Source organism: Myxococcus sp. CA051A, from assembly GCF_013336705.1.
Taxonomy (GTDB): Bacteria; Myxococcota; Myxococcia; order Myxococcales; family Myxococcaceae; genus Myxococcus; species Myxococcus llanfairpwllgwyngyllgogerychwyrndrobwllllantysiliogogogochensis.
Genome location: NZ_JABUMS010000005.1, coordinates 255,453 through 274,556, shown reverse-complemented (window position 1 = coordinate 274,556; position 19,104 = coordinate 255,453). Strand labels below are relative to the sequence as shown.

Below are 19,104 nucleotides of genomic sequence, written 5' to 3'. Positions count from 1 at the left end.
GCCTGCCGCGCGGACGAACATGTGGGACGCGGTCCCGGCGCCGAGCGAGCTCCTGGGCATCGTGGGGGGCCTCGGGCCCCTGGCGTCGGCCGAGTTCCTGAAGACCATCTACGAGGAGAACCCGTTCGAGGTGGAGCAGTCGGGGCCGGCCTGTGTCCTGCTGTCGGACCCGAACGTGCCGGATCGCACCCAGGCGATCATCCAGGGCCAGGAGGCGTTGGTGGCGCGATGGCTCGAGGGCGCGTTGATGCGCCTGCGGGACATGGGTGCGCGGCGCATGGTGATCGCCTGCATCACGATGCACCACTTCCTCGAACACATCCCCGCGCCGCTGCGCGACCTCACCGTGTCGCTCGTGGACCTCACCCTCGACGAGGTGAGCGCGGAGGGGAAGCGCTGGCTGATTCTCTCCAGCCAGGGGACCCGCGCGGCGCGCGTCTTCGAGCGCAGCGAGCGCTGGCGCGCGGCGGAGCCCCACCTGACCTGGACGAGCGCCGCGGAGCAGGTCGAACTCCACGACGCCATCTACCGGCTCAAGCGACACGGCGACGTCACGGAGGCGGCCGTCCTGTGCGAGCGGCTGGTCCGGGCCCATGGCGTGGACGGATTCATCGCGGGCTGCACCGAGCTTCACCTCGTCACCCGGTACATGCGCACCCGCCCCCCACAGGAGCGCCTGCGGAACATCGACCCGCTCTACCTGGTGGCGAACCGCATGCCCGCGCTCGTCACGCACCGGTACGCCCTCAAGCGCAGCGCGTAGAGGCATGGGCGCGAGTGCCTGGAGACTCCCTCCCGCACCTCCGTGTCGCGGCCCACTGCGTCGCGAATGACGGGCAAGAAAGTAAATTCAGAAATCGCCTGAATATTGCGATGTTCTGACTATGCAGCTCTGGAAGGCTTGGCCGGGTGAGCATGAGTGAGCGGCACGGCGTCACGAATCGTCCGACCCGGCCAGCACCGGACCCGATGAGGGGTCTGGTTGGCGGGTTGATGCGCGCACGGTGGGCGCTTCGGTCGGCGCGCTCGTGGCTGCGCGTGCGCTACGTCTGGCTCAAGCCCCGCCCTGGGGACATCTACATCGCCACCGCGGCCAAGGCCGGGACGACGTGGATGCAGCAAATCGTCTTCCAGTTGATCCACGAGGGGCGTGGCGAGTTCGAGCACATCCTCCAGGTGTCCCCATTCCTGGAGCAGCTCGGGACGAAGCCCCAGGCGGAGCAGGTGCTGGCCAGACTGCCCTCGCCCCGCATCTTCAAGACGCACCTGAGCCATGGCTTGCTGAGGCCTCCCGCCAACAGCCGAGTCATCTACGTCACGCGTGCGGCGTCCGACACCCTGGTGTCCTACTACCACCACGTGTGCAGAGCCCATGGCGCGCATCTGGACTTCGATCAGTTCTTCCAGCGGGAGATGAAGAACCGCGGGTGGTCGTCCCACCTCAGGTCCTGGTGGCCGAACCGCCGGGCGCCCAACGTCCTGCACGTGCGCTACGAGGATCTCGTGAGAGACCGCGAGCGAGAAGTGCGGCGCGTCTCCGCGTTCCTCGCGCTTCCACTTCCTCCAGAGCGACTGCCGGACATCCTGGAGAAGACGAGCTTCGAGTACATGAAGCGGCACAACGCCCGCTTCGCGCCGCCCATGCCAGGAGGCTTGAGCGCGGAGGGATTCATCCGCGAGGGCAAGGTGGGGAGCGGCCGCGACGCGCTCGATGCCGGGCAGCAGGCCCTGCTCGAGAGGACGCTGGCCCCGCTGTTCCGCACGCTTGGCATCACCGGCAACGAAGTCTGACAGCTGACCACGAGAATAGGGTTGCCAGCATCATGTCTCAGAGCCCCCGTAGCGCCCCTGACCGGTCCGTTTCCCCCAAGCCCAAGCGGCGCGGCGTGTTCCGGCGCCTCGCGCGCGGGACATTGGTGCTGCTCGCCATCGTGGGCATTCCCTTCGCGCTGTACGTCACCTGGGTGTCGCATCAGTTGCCCTCCGTGAGCCGGCTGGGCGAGGAGAACCCGGAGCGCACCAACTACATGCGCCTGGCCATCTCCGAGGGACAGCTCCCCGAGAACTTCGCGGTGACCTGGCTTCCCCTCTCCTCCATGTCCAGCGCGCTGGTGTGCGGGGTGGTGAAAGCGGAGGACACCATCTTCTTCCAGCATCGGGGCTTCAACTACCGGCAGACGTTGCTGGCCATACACGGCCGCTTGAATGGCCGGGTCGTCGGGCACAGCACCATCACCATGCAGCTCGCGCGCAACCTCTTCCTCGGACCCGAGCAGACCTTCGAGCGGAAGCTGCGGGAGATCCTCCTCACCCGCGACCTGGAGCGCGAGGTGCCCAAGCAGCGCATCCTGCAGCTCTACCTGAACATCATGGAGCTGGGCCCCGGAGTCTGGGGCGTGGGACAGGCCAGCCAGTACTACTTCCAGAAGCAGCCCGCGCAGCTCGATGCCTTCGAGGGCACGCTCCTGGCGGCCATCGCGCCCGCGCCGCGGCAGCCCCTGGAGGGACCGAATCGCGAGCGAGCACGAAAGAAGCAGGCCTCCGTCCTGTGGCGCATGTTCATCTCCGGCCTGCTCGGCCCGGAGCAGTACCAGTCACTGGCCCTCCGCCATCAGGTCCTGTTCCAGGCCCTCGAGAAGGGAGTCCCGCTGCAGGAAGCGCTGCGGATCCCCACTCCCGCCGACGTGCAGCCGCCCCCCGTGCCATTCCGTGTCGTCACCGAGGAGATTCCCGAGGAGCGGATGCTGGAGGAGTCCTGCGGCTATCGCAGCGAGCTCGGCTACTACACGGGCCCCAACCCCGTCCCGAAGTTCTGAGAGGCAACGGGCGCCCGCGCAGGGCACGCCCTCATCCGCGAGAGCAGGCCTTCACCGACAGGGGCTGGGGCTGGCCTGCCCTGACGGAGGAGTTACGAGGAGAACAGCCGGCGCAACCAACCGGTGAGCCCGCTGGCGGATGGGGCCGGCCTTCCGTCCAGGTACGAGGAGTTACGAGGAAAAGAGCCGGCGCAGCCAACCGGTGAGCCCGCTGGCGGATGGGGCCGGCCTTCCGTCCAGGTATGCGGCGGGCACCTGTTGCCGGAGATCCTCGGGGAGCGTGTGGAACGCATACTCCCGGCCCGGAGGGATGGGCTTGAGCTTCACGCCTCGCGTCTCGGTGAGGTAGTCGTACCCGACGCGCTGGAAGCGCGATTCCGGATCCAACCGGACGTAGCGGTCTCTCCGCGCGATGCGGTCCTCCGGCTTCACCATGCGCAGGTGATACAGGCCGTGGTCCAACATCAGGTGCCGGGCCCCCACGAGTTGCTCGGGGTACCACACGCCATGGAACTTCGTATGGCGCCGGCCTCCGAAGGTCATCGCATCAGGAAGGGGAAAGGCGCAGCAGCGGGTCTTCCTGCCCCAGAGGCCATCCGCGCGGTACTGCGCGACGCCGTCCCACAGCTCCCGGTAGCGCATCGCCACGAGGGGTCGGTTCTGCTTCTCCGCCTTGAGGAGGTACTCCGGCAGCCGCGCGAGAAAGCCCTGCTCGAAGCGCTCGTCGGCGTCACCGCAGAGCACCCACCGGGCGCCCAGCTCCTTCGCCCGCCGCAGCAGTCGGGAGCGGTTACCGGGCTCATCCCAGCCCACCTCGTCGGGACGCGGCGGATTGGTGAGCACGTCGGCCATCTTGGGCTCGGCGGCGAGGATGGCGCGCGTTTCATCCGTCGACCCGTCGTCCAGCGCGACAAAGGCATCCACATGGTCGCGCAGGTGGTCCAGGCACCCGCGCAGGTAGTACGCCTCGTTCCGAAGCTGCAGGACCGCCACGAGCATGGGGTGTCCCATCTCCTATCGCCGCCAGTCGAAGGCGATGCGCTTGAAGCTCTCACCCCAGCCCTCGGGGTTCGCCTGCGCCGACGAGGGGCTGAAGATGCGCTGCGTGTACTCGGGTGAAGGCATCGCGCTGGCCTGCCGCACCTGCCGGGGCTCGAGGGACAGGTGGAGGATGCGCATGTCCTCGAGCGGAAAGAGGTACGTGTCCGTCATCATGAGGCGCACGCGCAGGTTGTCGTCATCACCGCCCCACTGGTCGAAGCTCTCGTCGTAGCCATGGATGGCATTCAGGCGCTCGCGGGCCACGCAGATGGAGCCGTAGATCGTCACGGGTTCCGTGAACGCCGTCGCGAGAGAACCTCCGGCGGACTCCACCTGGTCGAACGTCGCGAAGGCGACGTGGCCGAGCGCCGCCGTACCGGGGTTGGCCGCGATATGCGCGAGCGCGATGGCGGGCACGTCGGTGACGAAGGCGGACTCGGGCGACATGACGAGCACGTGCTCGCCGATGGCATTGCGCACCCCCACGTTGATGGCGCGACACGGCGGCCGCCAGGGGTGGTCGAAGTCGTTGACGATGATGCGCCACCGGATGGAGGGGAAGTCGCGGACGAGGCGCATCACCTCCCCTTCTTCGCTCGGCTCGTCGAGGACGATGACCACCTCGGTGCCTGGCCGGGCGAAGTACGGCGCGTTCAGCAGCAGCACCCTCTGAAACTCCCGGATGCGCTTGAAGTACGGCATGACGACACTGAGATTCACCCGTTCCCTCCACTTCGTGCCCGGAAGCCCCGGACCGCCTGGCGAGGACCGAATGATACATTTTCCTGAATAGCCGTGTTCACGGCTTTGACTTATTCTACGCGCTTCACGGCTTCTGCCCTGGAGCACGCCCCCATGCTTGTCGCCCCTGTCCGCTCGCGCCTCACGCGGATGTCACTCCTCGCCGTCCTCGTCTGCGTGGCGGCATCCTGCAAGAAGCGCGATGCCCCCTTCGGCGAGCCGATGGAGACGGACTTCGGCGCGCACCCGCTGCAAGTCACCGCCTCATTCGACGGGAGCAAGCGCTTCGCGATGTGGCTCGACACGTTGGGGTTCGCCCGGAAGCTGGAGCGGGAGACAGGCAAGCCGCTCCACTACACCTACTTCATCAACACCGCGTACTACGACCCCACGGTGCAGGGTGTGGCGATTGATCCGCTCGACGTGCCGACGACGGCTGAAGAGGCCCGCGTGCGGTGGGCCCTCACCCAGCAGGCCCTGAACGAGGGGCACGAGGTCGCGAACCACACGGTCCGCCACGCGTCCGGGCAGACATGGACTGATGACGCCTGGCGCAAGGAGATCGACGAGTTCCACGCGCTGGTGGAGGCGAACCTCTTCGAGCCCGTCGTCGATGCGAAGGGCAAGGCGGTGTTCCCGAAGTGGGAGCCCTTGAAGACGGCGGCTGCGGGACAGCCGGGTGCGCGGTGCGGCGCCGACGCGGACTGCCAGGGCGGTACGTGCCTGCACCTGACCGAGGACGTGGGCGTGTGCAGCACGACCTGCAATGCCAATACACCCTGCGTGGCGGGATTGGTTTGCGGAAGCCCGACGTGGACGACCGCGACGGACGTTTGCATTCCCCCTCCGGCCTTCCCCATCGAACATGAAGGCAAGGTGTTGTTCGACGCGGAGGGGAAGCCCCAGCGAGAGAACCTCAAGCCGTACCGGGTGGTGGGGTTCCGCGCGCCCTTCCTGCACTTCAACTCAGCCCTCTACCGGGTGCTGTCCGCGCGCGGCTACGCGTACGACAGCAGCCCGAGCTGGAAGCTGGGCCCGCCCCGGCGCATGACGAAGGAGCCCGGACTGGGAATGGCCCAGTTCCCGCTGATGTGGATGAAGGGTGCGCTCACGTACTCGATGGACGACGCATACAACTCGAAGGGGGGCACGGGAGCGCAGATGGAGGAGGACTACCAGAAGGCTCTCCACGCGGCCTACGAGGACTTCGGGCGGGTGCCGTGGAACATGGGCCACCACTTCGCGCTGTTCCGGGGCGGCGACTACTGGCGCGCCATGCAGAAGACGCTCACCTACGCCGCCGCGGGCTGTCCGGATGAGAAGGGGGCCCGCCACTGTCAGGAAGTGGAGTTCCCCTCCTTCCGCGAGCTCGCCGAGAAGAAGATTCCGAGCTGGGACGCCACCGCCGCGTCGAAGCCGTGACAAAAAGGTGAAGGCCCTGGACTTCTCGGCTTTCGCCTAGGAGTCCAGGGCCTTCGATGGTCGGGGCGACAGGATTTGAACCTGCGACCACTTGCACCCCAAGCAAGTGCGCTACCAGGCTGCGCTACGCCCCGAAACCGCTTGTGCTGCCGCCGTCGTGAAACGGTGCGCCCTTATGCCCCTACACAACGCTCAGGTCAAGCAGGAGCAGCAGGTCGCGGTGGGAAAACTCACCCTTCTGAATCTTCCATTCCCTCTTCGTCGAAGTCCTCGCCCCGGGCCTCGGCCGCGTCCGCCGCCGCTTCCTCGCGCGCGTCGATCTCCGCGTGATCTTCCGGCGGGGCCTCCCCGTTGAGGGCGCTCTTCAACACCTGACTCGGCCGGAAGGTCAGCACCCGACGGGCCGAGATTTCAATCTCCTTGCCCGTCTGCGGGTTGCGACCCACGCGCGCCTTCTTCTGGCGCACCTGGAAGTTGCCGAACCCGGAGACCTTGATCTTGTCGCCGCGCTCCAGCGTTTCCTTGAGCGTGTCGAACACGAGCTCCACGATTTCGGCCGACTCCTTCTTCGAGAAGCCGACCTTCTCGTAGACGCCCTCGATGATGTCCGCCTTCGTCATGCGAATCCTCGGGATGCCCCCACCCTCAGCACGGTGAACGCCCAAATACTGTGGCAGCCTTCCCGAAGGCAAGTCAACCCTCTGACTTCATTCAGGAATTCAGGCACGCAGCGAGGCACCCAGGCGCTGGTTCACCTCGCTGATGATGCGCTGGTGCGCCTCCGTGACCTCCACGTCGGTCAACGTCCGCTCCGCCGAGCGGTAGCGCAGCGCGTACGCCAGGTTCTTCTTCCCCTCGGGAATCGGCTTGCCCGTGTACACGTCGAACACCAGCGCGTCCTCCACCAGGGGACGCCCCACTTCCAGGATCACCTTCCGCACCGAGTCGTTCGCCAGCTCCACCGGCACCACCACCGCCAGGTCGCGGAGCACCGCGGGGAACCTGGGCAGCGAGTGGTACTCGGGCACCAGCCGAGCCGCCGAGTACAGCGGCTCCGTGTCCAGTTCGAACACGAACACTCCCTCGGGCAGGCCCAGCGATTTCACCACGCGAGGGTGCAGCTCCCCCACATGGCCCAGCACCGTGCCGTCCGCCAACTTCACCTCCGCGCTGGCACGCGGGTGGTACGCCGCAGGCCCGCCGAGCGACCAGGTGACGCCGTCCACACGCAGCGCCCCGAGCACCGCCTCCACCGCGCCCTTGGCATCGTAGAAGTCCGCCCGGGCATCCTTCTGCGTCCAGCTCCGGCCGCCACCTCGCAGGCCCCAGACCAGGCCCGCCACGCGGTTCACTTCGCGCGCCGCCGGCCGAGTCCCCTGCCCGCCCTCCGAGTCCCGGAAGTAGGCGCGGCCCGTCTCATAGAGGCACACCGACTCCACCTGGTGCCGGACACTGCGCGACAGGTTCTCCAGCAGCCCGGGGAGCAGGCTGGTGCGCATCACCGACTGCTCGACACTCAGCGGGTTGAGCAGCGCCACTGGCTGCTCCTTCAGGCCCAGGACCTCCAGGCTCTTGGGCGCGACGAACGAGTAGTTCACCACCTCGTCCAACCCCGCCCCCGACATCGCCTGCCGCAGGCGACGCTCCGCCTCGGAGTGCGCCGGCTCGGGCGCCAGTGAGGCGAGCCCGCGCGGCAACTTCGCCGGGATGTTGTCGTAGCCGAAGACGCGAGCGACCTCCTCCAGTAGATCCTCCTCGCGCTCCACGTCGACCCGCGCCCGAGGCACCGAGTACGTCGCCTGCCCCGCGCTCTCCGACAGCTTCTGGAAGCCGAGCGCCTCCAGGATGCGCCGCACCTCCGCCTCGGGCACCGCCACGCCCAGCACCTTCTCCACCCGGGCGAAGCGCAGCGTCACCTGACGCGGCGGCTTCTCGGCCGGATAGATGTCGATCAACCCCGGCGCCACCGTGCCGCCCGCGAGTTCGACGAGCAGCTGCGCCGCCCGCTCGATGGCGGGAACCACCGCGTCCAGGTCCGCCCCACGCTCGAAGCGATGGGACGCCTCGGTGTGCAGCGCATGACGCTTCGCCGCCCGGCGCACGCCCGAGCCCAGGAAGTTCGCCGCCTCCAGCAACAGGCGCGTCGTCTTCTCCGTCACCTCGCTGTCCCCGCCACCCATGACGCCCGCGAGCGCCTGCGGCCGGTCCCGGTCACAGATGACCAGCTCTTCCTGGTCCAGCGTCCGCTCCTTGCCGTCCAGGGTCGTGAGCTTCTCGCCCTTCTTCGCCCCGCGGACGACAATCTCCTGCCCCGCGAGCTTGTCCAGGTCGAACGCGTGCAGCGGCTGCCCGAACTCGAGATTGACGTAGTTGGTGATGTCCACCACGTTGTTGATGGCCCGCACGCCACACGCCTTCAGCCGGTCCTGCATCCACTGCGGCGACGGCTTGATGGTGACGTTCTCCACCACGCGCGCCGCATACCGCGGGCAGCGCACCGAGTCCTCCACGCGGACCTTGGCGCTCTGGGACGCCGGCGTCCCCGACTCCGTCAGCTTCGGCTGGGGCACCTTCAATGCCGCCCCCGTCACCACGCTCACCTCGCGCGCCACGCCCAGGTGGCTCAGCGCGTCCGGCCGGTTCGGCGTGACGTTGACCTCCAGGACCACGTCATCCAGCCCCAGCGCCTCCGCGATGGGTGTGCCCGGCTTCAAGTCGGGCGACAGGATGAGCAGGCCATTGGACTCCTCGGTCAGCCCCAGCTCCTTGGAGGAGCAGAGCATGCCGGAGCTGTCCACGCCTCGCAGCGCGGCCTGCTTGATCTCCATCCCGTTGGGCAACTTCGTGCCCACCGTGGCCAGCGGCACCTTGTCGCCGACCTTGTAGTTCTTCGCGCCGCACACCACCTGCACCAGCGCGCCGCCCCCGGCGTCAATCTGCGTGACGGAGAGCTTGTCCGCGTTGGGGTGCTGCACGGACTCCTTGATCTGCGCCACCACCACGCCTCGGAGCCCATCACCCGGACGCTCCAGGCCTTCGATCTCCAGGCCCGCGGCGGTCAACTTGCGCGCCAGCTCGTCCACCGACGGCGGCAGCGCCACGTAGTCGCCAAGCCACTTCACCGAAATCTTCACAGGTCCACCCTCTTGCTCTCGGGACGAAGACAGGAGCGCGACCACGCCACCCCGCCAGGCGGGAGGCTCGGGCGGCCGCGCCCGAAGGACTCAGAACTGCTCGAGAAACCGAGCGTCGTTCTCGAACATCATCCGCAGGTCGTCGATGCGGTAGCGCAGCATGGCGATGCGCTCCACGCCCATGCCGAACGCGTAGCCCGTCACCTCGCCCGGGTCATACCCCGCGGAGGTGAACACGTTGGGGTGCACCATCCCGCTGCCCAGCACCTCCAACCAGCCCGTCTGCTTGCACACGCGGCAGCCCTTGCCGCCACACGAGGTGCAGGAGATGTCCACCTCCGCCGACGGCTCGGTGAAGGGGAAGAACGACGGGCGGAAACGCGTGCGCGTGTCCGAGCCGAAGAACGCCTTCACGAACGCGTCCAGCGAGCCCTTCAGCTCGGCGAACGTCACGTCCTTGTCCACCAGCAGGCCTTCCACCTGGTGGAACATCGGCGTGTGGGTGATGTCCGAGTCGCGGCGGTACACCCGCCCCGGCATCACCGCGCGGATGGGTGGCTTGCGCTGCAGCATGTACCGCACCTGCACCGGCGACGTGTGCGTGCGCAGCAACACGGAGCTGTCCGCCTTCTTCGCGTGCCCCAGTGACGGCTCGTCCACGTAGAACGTGTCCTGCATGTCCCGCGCGGGGTGGTCCTTCGGGAGGTTCAGCGCCTCGAAGTTGAAGTAGTCCAGCTCGATTTCGGGGCCCGCGGCCACGTCGAAGCCAAGCCGGGAGAACGTCCGGACGATGTCCTCCATCGTCCTCGACACCGGGTGCCGGCTCCCCGGCGCCACCGCGCGACCGGGCAACGTCACGTCCAGCCCGGGCCCCTGGAGCTGGGCCTCCAGCGCGGCGTCTTCCGCGCGCTGCGTGGCCTCGGCGAGCAGCTTCTCCAGCTCCGCCTTGACGATGTTGGCCACCTCACCCAGCGCCCGTCGCTCCTCGGGGGGCAGCTTGCCCATGCCGCCAAGGACTCCGGACAGCTCGCCCTTCTTGCCCAGGTAACGGACCCGAAGCGCTTCCACCGCGGGCAACTCGGACGCCCCCGCGATCTCCCGCCGAGCGGCCTCCGCCAACGCCTGCAACCTGTCCCGCATGGCCTTGTCGCCTCCGTTGCACGGCCCCTGGACGCATGGCCCATCGGGGCAAAAAAAAGGGCCGCCCTGGAGAGGCAGCCCGTTTACTCACGCAGGCGGGCGGCCCGTGAAGGCCACCTCACCCGCTCTGTCGCTGGCCCTCAGGGAGGACCGGCGTGAATCAGGCCGCCTTCGCGATGTTGGCGATGGCCGCGAAGCCCGAGGGGTCCGCGATGGCCATGTCCGACAGCACCTTGCGGTCCAGGCTGATCTTCGCCTTCGCCAGGCCGGCGATCAGCTTCGAGTAGGACAGGCCGACCGTGCGGGCCGCCGCATTGATGCGGACGATCCACAGGCGACGGAAGTCCCGCTTGCGCTGCATGCGGTCGCGGCTGGCGTAGTCCAGGGCGCGCTCAACCGCCTGGTTCGCCCGGCGGAAGCAGTTCTTCCGGCGGCCGCGGAAACCCTTGGCCAGCTTCAAAATCTTATTGCGACGGCGACGAGCCTTTACACCCTTCTTGACGCGCATGTTTCACTCACTCCGGACTGCGTAGGTTGTCAGCCCCCGCGCGGTGCCGGCTTCACGCCGCTCCGCCAAGGGCCACGAGGTTGCCGAGCCGTGGCTCAGGCCCCGTAGGGGAACATTTCCTTGATGACCTTCTTCGCATCCATGTCGCGAAGATGGCTGGTGCCGCGGTTGCCGCGCTTCTGCTTCGGCGTCTTGGCGTGAGTGAAGAGGTGCTTGCCGTAGGCCTTGCCGTGCTTGACCTTGCCGCTCTTCTTCACCTGGAAGCGCTTCTTCGCGCCACTGCGGGTCTTCAACTTCGGCATCGTCCTGATTCCTTCCTTACAGCGTGCCGTCAGCGTCACGGCCTCTGGCGTTTTCACCCAAGGCCACGGCGGGAGCCGGCAGCCTCTACCACTATTTCTTTTCAACTGGAATGGCTACCGCCGACCGCACGCCAAGCCGTCGACCTACCGTCCCCGCGCCCCCTGCCCTTTCGGGCTGGGTGCGACGATTCCTACAAAAGTGCCCCAAGATACTTGGGCATGACGGGGAGTCAAGACCTGTCCGCAATGCACGGACCACCCCGTCCAACGGCCTACGGCAGGGCGGTCTCCTTGGCCAACAGGGCCTCGAAGTCCGTGAGCTTCATGCTCTTGAGGTCCTCGCCCCCGTACCGGCGGGGCGCCACGCCCTCCGCGGCGACCTCGTTGTCGCCCACCACGAGGGTGAACGGAATCTTCTGGAGCTGCGCCTCGCGGATCTTCGCGTTGAGGGACATGCCGCGGTCGTCGAAGTCCACCCGGAAGCCCTTGGCCCGCAGCGTGTCGCGCACCTTGCGCGCGTAGTCCGCCTGCCGGTCCGCCACGACGACGATGACCGCCTGGATGGGCGACAGCCACGCCGGGAAGGCCCCCGCGAAGTGCTCGATGAGGATGGCGGTGAAGCGCTCGAAGGAGCCGAAGATGGCGCGGTGGAGCACGACGGGCCGGTGGAGCGCGTTGTCCTCGCCCACGTAGGACAGGTCGAAGCGCTCCGGGGCCAGGTAGTCCAGCTGCATGGTGCCCAGCTGCCAGCGGCGCCCGATACTGTCGGACACCGTGAAGTCGATCTTCGGGCCGTAGAAGGCACCGTCGCCCGGGGCCAGCTCGTACTCCAGGCCCAGCGACTCGAGCGCCGTCTTCAGGCCCGCCTCGGCGCGATCCCACAGGGAGTCATCTCCCAGCCGCTGTTCCGGACGCGTGGACAGCTTCACCGCGTACGTCAGGCCCACCGCCTTGTAGACGTGGTCCAGCAGCTTCACGAAGCGCTTCACCTCGTCGGTGATCTGCGCCTCCGTGCAGTAGATGTGCGCGTCGTCCTGCGCGAACTGGCGCACCCGGGTGAGGCCGCCGAGCGAGCCCGCCGCCTCGTTGCGGTGCAGCACGTCCTGGGTGTGCAGGCGCAGCGGCAGGTCGCGGTAGCTGTGCTTCTTGAAGCCGTAGAACAGGTGGTGCGACGGGCAGTTCATCGGCTTGAGCGAGAAGTCATGCTCACCCGACTCACTGTCGAGCACGAGGAACATGTTCTCCTTGTACTTGCCCCAGTGGCCGCTCGTCTCCCAGAGCCCCTTGTTGAACATCAGGGGCGTCTTGATCTCCACGTAGCCGTCATTCGCCGTGAGCCGGCGCATCCAGTCGGAGAGCGTCTGGTAGAACGTCGTGCCCTTCGGGGTCCAGAAGGCGGCGCCGGGCGCGTACGGGTGGAAGTGGAAGAGGTCCAGCTCCTTGCCCAGCTTGCGGTGGTCGCGCTTCTTCGACTCCTCGATGCGCGTCAGGTACTCCTGCATCGCCTTCTTGTCGAAGAAGGCCGTGCCGTAGACGCGCTGGAGCATCGGGTTGCGGTGGTCACCGCGCCAGTACGCTCCGCTGGACGAGAGGATCTTGATGACGCCGATCTTCCCGGTGCTCGGGGCGTGGGGCCCCAGGCAGAAGTCCACCCAGTCGCCGTGGGTGTAGAGGGTGAGCGTCTTGGCGCCGCGCGCGGCGATGTCCTTGACGATCTCCACCTTGAACTTCTCGCCCTTCTCCTCGAAGAGGCGAATGGCGTCGTCCATGGAGATTTCGGTCCGGACGAACGCGAGGTCCCGCTTCAGCTCGGCGTTCGCCTCGGCCTCGATCTTCTCCAGGTCGTCGGGCGTGAACGGCTTCTCGCGGAAGAAGTCGTAGTAGAAGCCCTCCTCCGTCGCGGGACCGATGGTCACCTGCGTGCCGGGGAAGAGCTTCTGGACGGCGCTGGCCACCACGTGGGCCGCGTCGTGCCGGATGAGCTCCAGGGACTCCGGGCTCTTGGGCGTGAAGATCTGCAGCTTCGCGTCCTCGTCGAGCTTCCGGGCCAGGTCCATGTCCTGACCGTTCACCCGAGCGAACAGCGCGGCCTTCGCCAGGCCGGCACCGATGCTCTCCCGAACGAAGTCCGCGATGGTGGTCCCCCGGGCGGCCTGCTTCTGACTGCCGTCGGGGAGGGTGACCGTGATCATGTCGGACATGCGATACCTCGGAAAAACCGCGGGCGGCAGGGCTCTTGAAAGCCGTGCCGCCCGCTGGAGATCACATCAACTGTGTTGGGTCGTAGTGGGATCGAACCACTGACCCCTACCGTGTCAAGGTAGTGCTCTACCGCTGAGCTAACGACCCGGTGCTGAGGTGGCGCGGGGAATAACAGCGGGCTCCCGTAGCTGTCAAGCAAACACGCGACTGCGCATCCGATCTTCCCAATTTCCCGGCGCGTCCCTACGGCTTCGCTGCGATCAGCGCTCGGACCCTCGCCATCACCACATCGAACATGGCCGGCGTCAGCCGCCCCGTCTGCGTGTTCTGCTGACTGACGTGGTAGCAGCCCAGGAGGATCCGCCCATCCGGGAGCGCCAGCTCCGCCCCGTGTCCGAACGCGGGGCGCGGTGATCCGAACTTCATTCCGGTCCGCTCCAGCGAGGCGAGCGCCGCGTTCCAGCCGATGGCCCCCAGGGCGAGCAGCACCCGGGCGGGCAACAGGGCCATCTCCCGATCCAGGAACGGCGCACAGCGAGCCAGCTCCTCGGGAAGCGGCTTGTTTTCCGGTGGAGCGCAGCGGGCGGCCGCCACGATGAAGGCATCCCTCAGCGCCAGCCCGTCCTCCCGGTGCTCACTCGTCCCCTGGTTCGCGAACCCCGCCCGGTGCAGTCCCGCGAAGAGGAAGTCCCCGGACCTGTCTCCGGTGAACATGCGCCCCGTCCGGTTGGCCCCATGCGCCGCCGGCGCCAGGCCGACGATGACGAGCCTCGCCCGCGGATCTCCGAAGCCCGGCACCGGCCGCCCCCAGTAGGTCCACTCGCGGTACGCGCGGCGTTTCACCCGGGCGACTTCCTCGCGCCACTCCACCAGCCGGGGACAGCTCCGGCACGACGAAATCTCCTGATGCAGTTGCTCCAGCTTCGTCACCGCGCGCTCCCGCTCACCGCGGCCTCCAGCCGCTCGACCCAGGCCCGGGCATAACCCAGGGACTCCGGGTCCGCGCCCACTTCAAGCTCCAGCTCCGTGGCCGGCTCCTTGACGAACAGCGCGACGAGGGTCACCTCATCCAAGGGCTCCCTCACGCGGATCCGCCGGACAGCGCTTCCCAGCGCCCTCCCCTTCGCGTCGGTCCACAACAAGACCCTCGACGCCGAAGACCTCCAGGGCCACGCGCCGAGAGCCACGTCGCGCCCACCCAGCGCGATGGGCCCCAGCAGCTTCGCACCCGGGAGCTGCACGAACTCGCCCCAGCCCGCCAGGCTCGCATCCTCGGGCCCGGGAAACCACGCCACCCGCGAGGGCCTCACGTCCGCCACGCGACTGGCGACGTCCACATCGAGCACCCCACGGACCTCCACCGCCACGGCCCTGGGCCCCAGCCGGTGGTGCCAGCCCGACGCGTCGAGCGTCGACGAATCCACCCAGAGCCCCACCCGGGGTGCCCGCCCGAGCTGCCGCGCATGCGCCTCCAGGAGCGGTGGACGGACCTGGACATAGACCTCGGGGAAGCTCTTGAGCGCCTCCAGCGTCGAGTCTCGCAACATGTTCGAACGGGTGCTCAGCCACAGCACCGTCCCGCTACCAGCGAGGGAGCGCAGGGCATCCGCATCCACCGACTCATCCACCCGGAGGTGGAGCCGATAGTGGGGCAGCGTCAGGCTGGCGGGGCCTGGAGCCTGCGCCAGCACCGCCGCCAGCAACACCGCCACGCCGATCACTTCGAGCGAGCCTCGCCCGTGTACAGCGAGGTCCGCTGGTAGCGCTGCACCACCACGCTCAAGACAACCTTGAGGATGGCCGCCACCGGCACCGCCAGGAGGATGCCCACGAAGCCGAACAGCTCACCGAACGCCAGGATGGCGATGATGACCGCTACCGGCGCGAGCCCCACCTTCTCTCCGACAATGCGCGGGGTGATGACGAAGCCCTCCAGCATCTGGCCGAAGATGAACGTGCCCGCCACCACGCCCAGCTGCCAGGGCCCCTGCCACGACAGCATCAACCCCACCAGCGAGAGCACGATTCCGAGCCCCGTCCCCAGGTACGGCACCATGTTGCCAAACCCGGCGATCACCCCGATGACGATGGCCATGTCGATGCGCGCCACCGACAGGCCCGCGGCGTAGATGACCGACAGCATCGCGCCCACCGTCAACTGCCCGCGCACGAAGGCGGACAGCACCTCGTCGACCTCCGCGAAGCGACGTCCCACCAGCCCCACCGCGCGTCGCGGCAGCAGGTCCTTCAGCCGCCCCATCAGTCGCGGGTAGTCCTGCAGGAAGAAGAAGGCCAGCACCGGCACCACCGCCAGCCCCAGCAGCGTCACGACGAACCGCGCCGTGTTGCCCGCGAAGGCCGCCAGGAGGCGCGCGGCGGCGGGGCCCGCGCTCTGCACCAGGTCCGACGCCTGCTGTCCCAACTCCGTGGTGCGCTGCCGCACCAGGTCCGGCACCGAGCGCCCCAGCAACCCCTCCAGCCGAGGCACCACCTGCGTGCTCGCGCGACGGAAGAAGTCCGGCAGCTTCAGCGCCTCGTCACGAAACACCGGGACGAGATAGAGCACCGCGCCCACCATCAGCAGGGTCCCCGCCACGAAGACCACCGTCGTCCCCAGCGTCCGATCCAACCCCCTGCGCTCCAGGGCCGTCACCATCGGATTGAAGATGTAGGCTCCGGACAGCGCCAGCAGCACCGGCACCGCCACGCCGCCGAACACCGCCAGCAGCGCGAACACCAATCCCAGCGAGCCCACCATCACCGCCGACCACCACAGGTCGATGCGACGAGCCTCGACCTCCGTCAGCTCGACCTCCGGCACCGCTGCCACCGGCGGCGACGGCGCTTCCTTCACGGAGTGAAGCACGGGAGGCACCGGCGCCTGGCTCACCGACCCGGGGCTGCTCTTCTTGTTGTTGCGGCGTCCGATGACCCACTCCTCTTCCACGAATCGTTCGTGGATTACGGCTTCTTCAAGCCGTCATTGCGCATCCCGAAAGCGTCCAGCTTAGGCCCCGTCAGGGTTCGGACGGAAAGGCCCGGACCCACGGCGCATCATCGCCCAGGCTTCCAGGGAAACCACGAGGGCATCCGTGGCGCGGTCCCGCCTGGTTGGATGAACGGCAGGCAGCCCCCTTGGACATCCCCGCCGCGAACCGGCGACACCCGTCACGGAGTGCTTCCCCCGGGCGCGCTCTCCGAGGAGCGCAGTTGGATGGTCAGCCTCGCCCGGGCACCACTGGGCTCGTAGTACGTCGTATAGGGCCAGTACCCCTGCTTCTTCACTTCGATTTGATGCAGGCCCGTCCCCAGCGTCAGCCCCCGGGGATTGCCGGCGTAGTCACTGCACGCGCCCTGGAGCACGCCGTCCAGATACACCTCGGCGTCATCGGGCTCACACCGCAGCACCACGTCTCCGCTCGTGCCCTGGGCACCAGCCATCAGCTCGCGCGCCCGCGCCATCGAGTCGGGCTCCTGCTGCCCCGCGCACCCCAGCAGTGACAGCAGGAACAATCCCGCGCCGTACCTCGGCCACCGTCCCACCCGCGCACCACTCACCCCATCACCCTGTCGACCTTCCACCGAAGTCCCCTGCCGCGCGGAACCGGGCCTCGGGAGCCAGCATCCGCGCTACTGCGTGACGATGACGACACGGCCCTCGGCCAGGAAGCCCGTGTTGACCTCTCCCAGCGTCTTCACGTCATCCGAGGCGAGCACCAGGTCGGAGCCCTTCAACCCGGTGGCCTTCACCACCATGGGCTTCTCTCCCACCAGCGCGGCCTTCTTCGCCGCATCCAGGCTGTTGAACCACGCGGCGACACCGGTGGACTCGCGGACCTCGCTCGCGAGCGCACCCGCCCCATAGAGCGCCTTGCCCGCCGCATCCAGCAGCCGGGGCGCGAGCACGGGCTTGAGCCCCAACCCTCGCGCATCCACCACGAGGCCCGTGTACTTCTTCGCGCCCGCGCTGTTGAAGACGATGGTCGCTCCCGGTGCGGGCACCACCAGCGCGGACGTAATCGCCGCCAGCGGCACCTCCACATCCAGCTCCACGCCACTGTCCGAGAAGAAACGCTTGGCGACGACCTTGTGGCCACGGACCGCCGTCTCCACCCGCTCGCGCACCTCGCTCCGCACCATCTCGTCGCCGACGCTCCGCCCCGCGCTCAACTGCAGCGTGCGCACCTGCTCGAGGAGATTCTTGGACGCATCCTGCTTCGCGGAGCGCTCGGCCCCCAGGCGCGCCTGCCCCGGATTCGCCGCCTTCAAATCGGGAGCACCCGCCCCGGTCGCCCGAAGCACCTGCCCCTCCCAATTCACGCCCACACTCCCCACCGGACGGACAACCTCAACGGTGGGGACGGGCTTCGCCGCCTTGCCCTGGCCGAACGCCGACAGAGGCACGGCCAGCAACACCGCCCATCGCAAATGCCGCATGGAGCTCCTCCCGTCCTCACCCGATACCTTGGGTAGTCCCAGGGCAGAATGGCTGCCCATTCAAGGAGCCCGCCTCCTTGGAAGTCAAGACAACCTCCGAGGAGCAACGCGTCGCGTCAGTTCTCGCTGCCCGGGCGGCCGTGACGGTCGACGTAGGCGTCGATCATCTTCCGGTGCCGCTCGGTGAGGAGGGTGAACTTCACGCCGGAGCGCTCGCCGCGTTTGGCCGTGGACAGCTCCACCCACTCGCGTACGACTTCGCCTTCCGCGTAGATGATTTCTTCCGAGCCCGGGAGCTGGAACTGGAGGCCCACGCGCTTGGCTTCGTGCTGGGGTTCAATCAACCGTGCCAGACTCACCCCTTCCGGGCTGATGTCCGCGGCCCGCGACATGTACGGCACGCCGCCCATGTACTTGTTCAGGTAGATGTCGAGGGGCGCCCGCTTCGCCTTCCGCTTGTCGCTCATCGCTCCGTCGCCTCCGCTGCGTGCAACAGGTTGCTCCGGGGTTGAAGCAACCTGGATGCAGGGTAGAGGCAGGTGCTGAACTCGCAAGAAAACGACCCACCACTCCGTGCTGGGCGCGAGCGCGTGGGCCCTATATTCCAGCCCACATGATGAAAGGTGGAAGCATGCGAACGACGATGTGCATGGCAACACTCGCCCTGGTGCTTGGCACCACGGGAGCACACGCCCAGGGTGGCGGCGCGGCGAAGAAGTCCGAGCCCACGGCGAAGGCTCCCTCGGCCCCGACTCCTCCTCCCGGGGAACTCTCCGAGGACGGAAAGACCATCTACGCGCTCGGCGTCAGCGTGGGGAAGGACCTCTCCCTCTTCGCCCTCACGCCAGAAGAAGTCCTCATCCTCCAGCGCGGCGTCGCCGACGGAATGGCCGGCACTGCCACCGTCGAGCCCAAGGAGTACGCGCCCAAGATTCAGGCGTTCGCGAAGTCGCGTCAGTCCCAGGCCGGCAACGCGGCGCTGGAGCGCGCGGCGAAGGAGCCCGGCGCGGTGAAGCTGCCCACGGGCGTCATCTATCGCGAGACGCAGGCGGGCAACGGCAAGAGCCCCCGCGTCACCGACACCGTGAAGGTCCACTACGAAGGGCGACTGGTGGATGGCTCCGTGTTCGACACGTCGGCCAAGCGCGGCATCCCCGTCGAGTTCCCTCTCAACGGCGTCATCGCCTGCTGGACCCAGGGCGTCGCGCGGATGAAGGTGGGCGGCAAGGCGAAGCTCACGTGCCCCGGCGCCACCGCGTACGGCGAGCGCCCTCCTCCGGGCTCGCGCATTCCGCCCAACGCCGTCCTCGTCTTCGACGTGGAGCTGGTGGACATCCCCGGCGACACGTCTCGGCGGTAAG

At 67.9% G+C, this 19,104-nt stretch carries 18 protein-coding genes, 2 tRNA genes and 1 pseudogene; 5 read left to right on the top strand and 16 right to left on the bottom strand.

What is annotated here, in order from left to right; all coding sequences use genetic code 11:
- The first annotated feature begins 19 nt into the window (after positions 1 to 19).
- The 3 genes from HUA74_RS17435 to HUA74_RS17425 all read left to right on the top strand — a co-directional run bounded on the left by HUA74_RS17435 (position 20) and on the right by HUA74_RS17425 (position 2,816).
- Positions 20 to 763: an aspartate/glutamate racemase family protein gene (locus HUA74_RS17435; protein WP_174455397.1), complete on the top strand. Its 744-nt coding sequence runs from the start codon at positions 20 to 22 to the stop codon at positions 761 to 763.
- A gap of 230 nt (positions 764 to 993) precedes the next feature.
- A complete protein-coding gene (locus HUA74_RS17430; protein WP_174455396.1) occupies positions 994 to 1,791 on the top strand; it encodes a sulfotransferase domain-containing protein in 798 nt (265 codons plus the stop codon).
- A 95-nt stretch (positions 1,792 to 1,886) separates the two neighbouring features.
- Positions 1,887 to 2,816 (top strand): biosynthetic peptidoglycan transglycosylase, encoded by a 930-nt coding sequence (locus tag HUA74_RS17425; RefSeq protein ID WP_174455395.1) that lies wholly within the window; start codon positions 1,887 to 1,889, stop codon positions 2,814 to 2,816.
- Positions 2,817 to 2,987: 171 nt separating this feature from the next.
- On the opposite strand, the gene HUA74_RS17420 is transcribed toward HUA74_RS17425, so the two are convergent.
- Positions 2,988 to 3,815, bottom strand: a complete 828-nt coding sequence (locus HUA74_RS17420) for a glycosyltransferase family 2 protein (protein ID WP_174455394.1) — start codon at positions 3,813 to 3,815, stop codon at positions 2,988 to 2,990.
- Between the two features lie 15 nt (positions 3,816 to 3,830).
- Positions 3,831 to 4,577: a galactosyltransferase-related protein gene (locus tag HUA74_RS46830; protein WP_174455393.1), complete on the bottom strand. Its 747-nt coding sequence runs from the start codon at positions 4,575 to 4,577 to the stop codon at positions 3,831 to 3,833.
- 135 nt (positions 4,578 to 4,712) lie between these two features.
- Here HUA74_RS46830 and HUA74_RS17410 point away from each other — a divergent pair, with 135 nt between their 5' ends.
- Positions 4,713 to 6,020: a polysaccharide deacetylase family protein gene (locus HUA74_RS17410; protein ID WP_174455392.1), complete on the top strand. Its 1,308-nt coding sequence runs from the start codon at positions 4,713 to 4,715 to the stop codon at positions 6,018 to 6,020.
- A 57-nt stretch (positions 6,021 to 6,077) separates the two neighbouring features.
- Here the strand turns inward: HUA74_RS17410 and HUA74_RS17405 are convergent.
- From HUA74_RS17405 to HUA74_RS17340, 14 genes and pseudogenes are all read right to left on the bottom strand, one after another.
- A tRNA-Pro gene (locus tag HUA74_RS17405) sits at positions 6,078 to 6,154 on the bottom strand.
- Positions 6,155 to 6,361: 207 nt separating this feature from the next.
- Positions 6,362 to 6,640 (bottom strand): annotated as a pseudogene (locus HUA74_RS17400) (integration host factor subunit alpha); the annotation flags it as partial.
- A 99-nt stretch (positions 6,641 to 6,739) separates the two neighbouring features.
- Positions 6,740 to 9,154, bottom strand: a complete 2,415-nt coding sequence (gene pheT, locus HUA74_RS17395) for a phenylalanine--tRNA ligase subunit beta (RefSeq protein WP_174455391.1) — start codon at positions 9,152 to 9,154, stop codon at positions 6,740 to 6,742.
- A gap of 90 nt (positions 9,155 to 9,244) precedes the next feature.
- Positions 9,245 to 10,294, bottom strand: coding sequence for a phenylalanine--tRNA ligase subunit alpha (gene pheS / locus HUA74_RS17390; protein WP_141640621.1), 1,050 nt, complete (start codon positions 10,292 to 10,294; stop codon positions 9,245 to 9,247).
- 160 nt (positions 10,295 to 10,454) lie between these two features.
- Positions 10,455 to 10,802 (bottom strand): 50S ribosomal protein L20, encoded by a 348-nt coding sequence (rplT, locus tag HUA74_RS17385; RefSeq protein ID WP_141640620.1) that lies wholly within the window; start codon positions 10,800 to 10,802, stop codon positions 10,455 to 10,457.
- Between the two features lie 95 nt (positions 10,803 to 10,897).
- Positions 10,898 to 11,104: a 50S ribosomal protein L35 gene (gene rpmI / locus HUA74_RS17380; protein ID WP_141640619.1), complete on the bottom strand. Its 207-nt coding sequence runs from the start codon at positions 11,102 to 11,104 to the stop codon at positions 10,898 to 10,900.
- A 272-nt stretch (positions 11,105 to 11,376) separates the two neighbouring features.
- Complete coding sequence (gene thrS, locus HUA74_RS17375) at positions 11,377 to 13,305, bottom strand: threonine--tRNA ligase (protein WP_174455390.1); 1,929 nt, start codon at positions 13,303 to 13,305, stop codon at positions 11,377 to 11,379.
- Between the two features lie 76 nt (positions 13,306 to 13,381).
- A tRNA-Val gene (locus HUA74_RS17370) sits at positions 13,382 to 13,453 on the bottom strand.
- A 96-nt stretch (positions 13,454 to 13,549) separates the two neighbouring features.
- Entirely contained in the window at positions 13,550 to 14,236 is a 687-nt protein-coding gene (locus HUA74_RS17365; RefSeq protein WP_174455389.1) for a uracil-DNA glycosylase, read from the bottom strand.
- Complete coding sequence (locus tag HUA74_RS17360; RefSeq protein ID WP_174455388.1) at positions 14,233 to 15,018, bottom strand: hypothetical protein; 786 nt, start codon at positions 15,016 to 15,018, stop codon at positions 14,233 to 14,235. The genes HUA74_RS17365 and HUA74_RS17360 overlap by 4 nt, the downstream gene beginning before the upstream one ends.
- Before the next feature lie 5 nt (positions 15,019 to 15,023).
- Positions 15,024 to 16,181, bottom strand: a complete 1,158-nt coding sequence (locus tag HUA74_RS17355) for an AI-2E family transporter (RefSeq protein WP_174455555.1) — start codon at positions 16,179 to 16,181, stop codon at positions 15,024 to 15,026.
- A 293-nt stretch (positions 16,182 to 16,474) separates the two neighbouring features.
- Positions 16,475 to 16,888 (bottom strand): PEGA domain-containing protein, encoded by a 414-nt coding sequence (locus HUA74_RS17350; protein ID WP_371817250.1) that lies wholly within the window; start codon positions 16,886 to 16,888, stop codon positions 16,475 to 16,477.
- 48 nt (positions 16,889 to 16,936) lie between these two features.
- Complete coding sequence (locus HUA74_RS17345) at positions 16,937 to 17,743, bottom strand: hypothetical protein (protein ID WP_174455387.1); 807 nt, start codon at positions 17,741 to 17,743, stop codon at positions 16,937 to 16,939.
- Between the two features lie 116 nt (positions 17,744 to 17,859).
- Entirely contained in the window at positions 17,860 to 18,210 is a 351-nt protein-coding gene (locus tag HUA74_RS17340; RefSeq protein WP_141640614.1) for a PilZ domain-containing protein, read from the bottom strand.
- Positions 18,211 to 18,386: 176 nt separating this feature from the next.
- On the opposite strand from HUA74_RS17340, the gene HUA74_RS17335 reads away from it, so the two are divergent.
- Positions 18,387 to 19,103 (top strand): FKBP-type peptidyl-prolyl cis-trans isomerase, encoded by a 717-nt coding sequence (locus HUA74_RS17335; protein ID WP_371817260.1) that lies wholly within the window; start codon positions 18,387 to 18,389, stop codon positions 19,101 to 19,103.
- Position 19,104 lies beyond the last annotated feature (1 nt).

Coding starts and splice junctions, on each gene's coding strand:
- HUA74_RS17435 (WP_174455397.1), top strand. CDS start 20: ATGTGGGACGCGGTCCCGGCGCCGAGCGAGCTCCTGGGCATCGTGGGG.
- HUA74_RS17430 (WP_174455396.1), top strand. CDS start 994: ATGCGCGCACGGTGGGCGCTTCGGTCGGCGCGCTCGTGGCTGCGCGTG.
- HUA74_RS17420 (WP_174455394.1), bottom strand. CDS start 3,815: ATGCTCGTGGCGGTCCTGCAGCTTCGGAACGAGGCGTACTACCTGCGC.
- HUA74_RS17410 (WP_174455392.1), top strand. CDS start 4,713: ATGCTTGTCGCCCCTGTCCGCTCGCGCCTCACGCGGATGTCACTCCTC.
- pheS (WP_141640621.1), bottom strand. CDS start 10,294: ATGCGGGACAGGTTGCAGGCGTTGGCGGAGGCCGCTCGGCGGGAGATC.
- rplT (WP_141640620.1), bottom strand. CDS start 10,802: ATGCGCGTCAAGAAGGGTGTAAAGGCTCGTCGCCGTCGCAATAAGATT.
- rpmI (WP_141640619.1), bottom strand. CDS start 11,104: ATGCCGAAGTTGAAGACCCGCAGTGGCGCGAAGAAGCGCTTCCAGGTG.
- thrS (WP_174455390.1), bottom strand. CDS start 13,305: ATGTCCGACATGATCACGGTCACCCTCCCCGACGGCAGTCAGAAGCAG.
- HUA74_RS17345 (WP_174455387.1), bottom strand. CDS start 17,743: ATGCGGCATTTGCGATGGGCGGTGTTGCTGGCCGTGCCTCTGTCGGCG.
- HUA74_RS17340 (WP_141640614.1), bottom strand. CDS start 18,210: ATGAGCGACAAGCGGAAGGCGAAGCGGGCGCCCCTCGACATCTACCTG.
- HUA74_RS17335 (WP_371817260.1), top strand. CDS start 18,387: ATGTGCATGGCAACACTCGCCCTGGTGCTTGGCACCACGGGAGCACAC.